6 protein-coding genes and 1 pseudogene are annotated in these 4,201 nt (G+C 66.3%); 1 reads left to right on the top strand and 6 read right to left on the bottom strand.

Annotated elements, in window-relative coordinates; genetic code table 11:
• The first annotated feature begins 144 nt into the window (after positions 1-144).
• A complete protein-coding gene (locus V3572_RS08100; RefSeq protein WP_332110473.1) occupies positions 145-378 on the top strand; it encodes a hypothetical protein in 234 nt (77 codons plus the stop codon).
• 17 nt (positions 379-395) lie between these two features.
• Here the strand turns inward: V3572_RS08100 and V3572_RS08095 are convergent, their stop codons facing one another.
• The 6 genes and pseudogenes from V3572_RS08095 to V3572_RS08070 form a co-directional block, all read right to left on the bottom strand.
• Entirely contained in the window at positions 396-569 is a 174-nt protein-coding gene (locus V3572_RS08095; protein ID WP_332110472.1) for a hypothetical protein, read from the bottom strand.
• 14 nt (positions 570-583) lie between these two features.
• On the bottom strand, positions 584-1,666 hold the full coding sequence (locus tag V3572_RS08090) for a tyrosine recombinase XerC (RefSeq protein WP_332110471.1): 1,083 nt from the start codon (positions 1,664-1,666) through the stop codon (positions 584-586).
• Positions 1,608-2,615, bottom strand: coding sequence for a GGDEF domain-containing protein (locus V3572_RS08085; RefSeq protein ID WP_442877371.1), 1,008 nt, complete (start codon positions 2,613-2,615; stop codon positions 1,608-1,610). The genes V3572_RS08090 and V3572_RS08085 overlap by 59 nt, the downstream gene beginning before the upstream one ends.
• Positions 2,616-2,718: 103 nt before the next feature.
• Positions 2,719-3,558 (bottom strand): HDOD domain-containing protein, encoded by an 840-nt coding sequence (locus V3572_RS08080; RefSeq protein ID WP_332110470.1) that lies wholly within the window; start codon positions 3,556-3,558, stop codon positions 2,719-2,721.
• 3 nt (positions 3,559-3,561) lie between these two features.
• Positions 3,562-3,921, bottom strand: a complete 360-nt coding sequence (locus V3572_RS08075; protein ID WP_332110469.1) for a hypothetical protein — start codon at positions 3,919-3,921, stop codon at positions 3,562-3,564.
• Positions 3,903-4,130, bottom strand: a pseudogene (locus tag V3572_RS08070) (hypothetical protein); the annotation flags it as partial. The gene V3572_RS08075 and the pseudogene V3572_RS08070, both read right to left, overlap by 19 nt.
• Positions 4,131-4,201 lie beyond the last annotated feature (71 nt).

Below are 4,201 nucleotides of genomic sequence, written 5' to 3'. Positions count from 1 at the left end.
CTGCCTGTGGCAGTCCCGCAAGGCGGCGTATGGTGGCTGATTTTGCACCCGATGGCAATTTTTTTCTCCCGGTCCGGGGATGGGCCGCCCGGCCCCTTGACCTCGCCCCGGACAGGCTCGTACACCGCCCCCAAGGAGAGCCCCATGGACACCCTAAAAACCCTTGTGGACGTGCTGTTCAAGATCGCCCTGATCGTGGCCGTGGTCGCCTTTTTGCGCATCTACGACCAAAAAAGGGACATCGGCCGCTATGCCTACATCTCCACCGGAGATCTGGAATACGTGGTGGACACCACCACCGGCGTCATCTACCAGGGCGGATTCTCCATGAACCACCTAACCGGCGAGGAGCGCACCCAGACCAAACCCGGGAAATAGGCCGGAAACGCCTCGGCTCAGTCCCGCCGCCGCGTCAAAAAACCGTAGAGGACCAGCCCCACCCCGGACAGACCCAGCAGGATGTAGTCGCGCTGGTAGATCAAAAGGGCCAGAAACATCACGAAAAGCGCCGCCAGCCGACCCGCAGGCATGTGGCGGCGCGGCCTGCGGCCCTGAAACAAACCGCCCAAGCGGTCTCCCCAGCTCATTTCCCTCTCCGCCTTGCCCCCGAGGCCGGGCCGGGCGTCCCGCCCTCGGCCGCGGGAGGCTTGGCCTCGTCCGCCCCATTCCGGGCCCCCGCATGCCCGGGACCGGCCGCAGCCAGGGGGTGGGCCGCGTCGTAGGTCTGCATGATCCGGGTCAGGTCCAGGTGGGTGTAGCGTTGGGTGGTGGCCAGCCGGGAATGCCCGAGAAGCTCCTGCACGCTGCGCAGATCCGCCCCGGCCTGGAGCATGTGGGTGGCGAAGCTGTGGCGCAGCATATGCGGATGCACCCGCTGGGGAAGCCCGGCTGCGGCGGCCATGTCGGCAAGGATGCGCCCCGCCTGCCGCCGGTTCAGGCGAGAGCCGCGCGAGCCCAGAAAAAAGGCCTTCTCGCCCGGCCCCGGGGAAAAGGCCCCCCGTACCGCAAGATAGTCCAACAGGCGCTGCTTGGCCGCCTGGCCCACCGGGGCCAGGCGTTCCTTACCGCCCTTGCCCATGACCCGGGCCAGCCCCCGGGACAGGTCCACGTCCAAAAGATCGAGGGTCACGGCCTCGCTGACGCGCAGGCCGGCGCCGTAGAGCAGTTCGGCCAGGGCCATGTCCCGCACGGCCCTGGGGTCCATGGCGTCGCCGACCTCCACCAGGGCCTTGGCCTGGTCGGCGTTGAGCGCCCCGGGATGGCGCTTCTCGCTTTTGGGATTTTTCACCCCGGCCAGGGGATCGGCGGCCACCAGCCGCCTGCGCAGAAAATGCTTAAACAGGCCGCGCAGGCTGGAGAGCTTGCGGCCCATGGAGGTCTTGGACAGGCGCATCCGGTGCAGCTCGGCCAGGAAGCCGCGCACATGGTCCCGGGTCACCTGGCCGGGATCGGCCAGGGTCAGGCCCCGGCGGCCGAGATAGTCCTCGAACTGGGCCGCGTCCCCGGCGTAGGCCGCCACCGTGGCCGGGGAATAGCCCTTCTGCCCGGCCAGATAGTCCACGAAGCCCTGCACGGTGTCCGGCAGGCGGGGAGGGCCGTCTCCGGCGTCAGTCGGGGAGGCTTGATGTGCGTGGCGGGGAGTCCCCGCGCCGTTGGTCCAGGACATAGCAGCTCTTGGGATTTTCCTTGGCCTTTTTTTTCAGCGACATGGCGATCTGGGAGGCCTCGCCGTAGTGCTTGAGGCTGCCGTCGCGGTTAAAGACCACGGCCAGGGAGATGGCCATGAGCGGAAAGGTGCGCAGGCGGCCCTCCCGATCCGTGGACTGGATGTCGCCGCGCTCCCGGTCCTCGGGATCATAAAAGCTGGGCACGATGCCGTCAAAGGTGGCCACCAGACGCTGGCAGGCGGTCTCCGCCACCTCCGGCGGCACGATGAACACGAAGTCGTCGCCGCCCACATGGCCCACGAAAGACCGGATGCCGGGGAGGCTGCGGATGGTGTTGACGATGACCCGGGCGGTCATCATGAGCACCTCGTCGCCCCGGGAAAAGCCGTATTTGTCGTTGAAGGATTTGAAATGGTCCAGGTCGGCGTAGACCAGGGCGAAGTCCTCGCGGCGGTCGATGAGCTCCTGGATGCGGTGGATGATGGAGGTGTTGCCCGGCAGCCGCGTCAGGGGGTTGGCGTCGAAGGATCGCGACGCCCGGGCCAGGGTCAGAAGCACCCTCGCCCGAATCTCGGCCGGGCGCAGGGGGCGGGCCAGGAAATCGTCGATCTCGGCGGCCAGCCAGTCCCGTCCCGACTCCAGTTCCTCATGGCTGATGACGTAGATGACCGGAAGCTGGCGGTAGACGTTTTCGCTTTTGACCAGCGAGACCACGTCGAGCCCGGGCATGTCGGAAAGCTCCCCGTCCACGATGAGCAGGTCCGGCGGGTCGTTGAAAAGGGTTTCGATGGCCCGTCGGCCCCGGGTGAAGTGGCTGATCCGCAGGACGGATTCCGGCCACAACCCCTGCATGAGCGCCGCGAAATCCGCGTCCGGGGTCAGAAGCGTGACGTCCTGGGGGCGGGTGAAGCCGTACCCGGCGGCGCTGGTGTCCGTGTCCGTGGTCATGTGCGGTATGGCATCCTCGCCGGACGTCTCTGCAGACGCGCGGAATCCGGCACATCGAAGCCCTTTCTCAAAACATCGCGGCCGTATTTGTCCGGGCGCGGCATCAGGCGAAGGACAGGTCGGAGATTTCCAGGAACTGCTCGCTTAAGTGGCCCAGGATGCCTTCCACGTCGGCCGGCTTGAGCTTCAGGCGCTTTAAGGCCTCGGGCTGCAGGTAGGGCACGTTGTCGTCGCCGCCGAAGCCGTATTCGAAGACCCGGGCCATGAAATCGCCCACATGCACGGCGCAGGCCATGTCCGGATAGAGCCGGGCCAATTGCGGCTTGTGGTGGTAGGACAGTCCTTCCTTGATGTTGGGCGGCAGTTTCCAGTGGTCGGCCAGCCAGGCGTTGATGCGGTCGTGGCCGAAGCCCAGGACTTCCTTTTCGGCCTCGATGTACATCAGATCCCTGGTCTTGACGGCCTGCTCGATCTCGCCCTTGAGCTCGGGCAACTGCACCGTGGCCACCACCTTGCCCAGGTCATGCAAAAGCCCGGCCACGGAATATTCCTCGGGGTCGCGCAGCCCGGCCGCCCGGGCCACGGTGGAGCTGGCCAGGGCCACGCCCAGGCTGTGCTCCCACAGGCCCACCATGTTCTCGCTCATGATCTCGAAAACGGACGTGGACACGATGATGCCGCGAAGCACGTTGAACCCCAGAAGCACCAGGGCGTGCTGGATGGAGCTGATGCGCCCGGGGAAGCCGTAGATGGGCGAGTTGACCATCTTCAAGACCTTGGCCGAAAGCACCTGGTCCATGGAGATGAGCTTGGCCACCTCGTCCGTGGAGGAGTCGGAACGCTCCACCAGCCGGGCCACCTCGTCCAAGACCTTGGGCAGGGTGGGCAAATCCTTGACCGCCAGGATGAGCCCCTTGCGTTCGGTGCGTAGATCCTCGGCCATGGCCTAGCCCTCCCGGGGCGGCTCGGCAGCCGCCCTGGCCGCCGCCAACCCGGCCGCCCTGAGCTTGAAATAGTCGTATAAAAGCTTTTTGATCTGCTGCATCCACTTGTCCCCGGCATGCTTGCGGAACAGGTGGTCCAGGCGCTCGGCCCGTTTTTCGTAGGACATGTCCCCGGCCGCGCCCTCCAGGTCCACGGGATTGCCCTCCACCACCACGGCGTCCACGCCCATGGTGTCGAAGCGGTCCAGATGGGCCTGGGACAGTTCCGTGCCCTGGGCGGCCACGGCGATGCCGTCGGCCCGGGCCACGGCCTTGGCCAGGACCATTCCCGGGCGGACAAGGCTTAAGGGGAGTTTTTGCATGGCGGGGGGGTCTCCATCTGCTCCAGGCCGTAGTACATTCCCGGCCATTTTCGCACAAGCCCCTTGAGTTCCAGCCCGACCAGGGTCCGGCTGACCACATGGCTGGCCAACCCCAGTTCCTGGCCCACGGCGTCCATGTGCAGCCGCGTGCCGTCCGAAAACAGGCGCAGGACGCTTCGCTCCAGGTCCGTGAGGGCGACGGCCGGAGGAGGGGGCGCCGGGGGTTCGAAAACAAGGAGCCTCCATGTCCAAGCTCATCTATGCGCTGCTCACCGCAGAC

Origin of the sequence: Desulfolutivibrio sp. (assembly GCF_036584575.1) — a bacterium.
In the GTDB taxonomy this organism is placed as follows: Bacteria; Desulfobacterota; Desulfovibrionia; order Desulfovibrionales; family Desulfovibrionaceae; genus Desulfolutivibrio.
The sequence above is the reverse complement of the archived record's forward strand: the minus strand, read 5'-3'. Positions and strand labels throughout refer to the sequence as shown.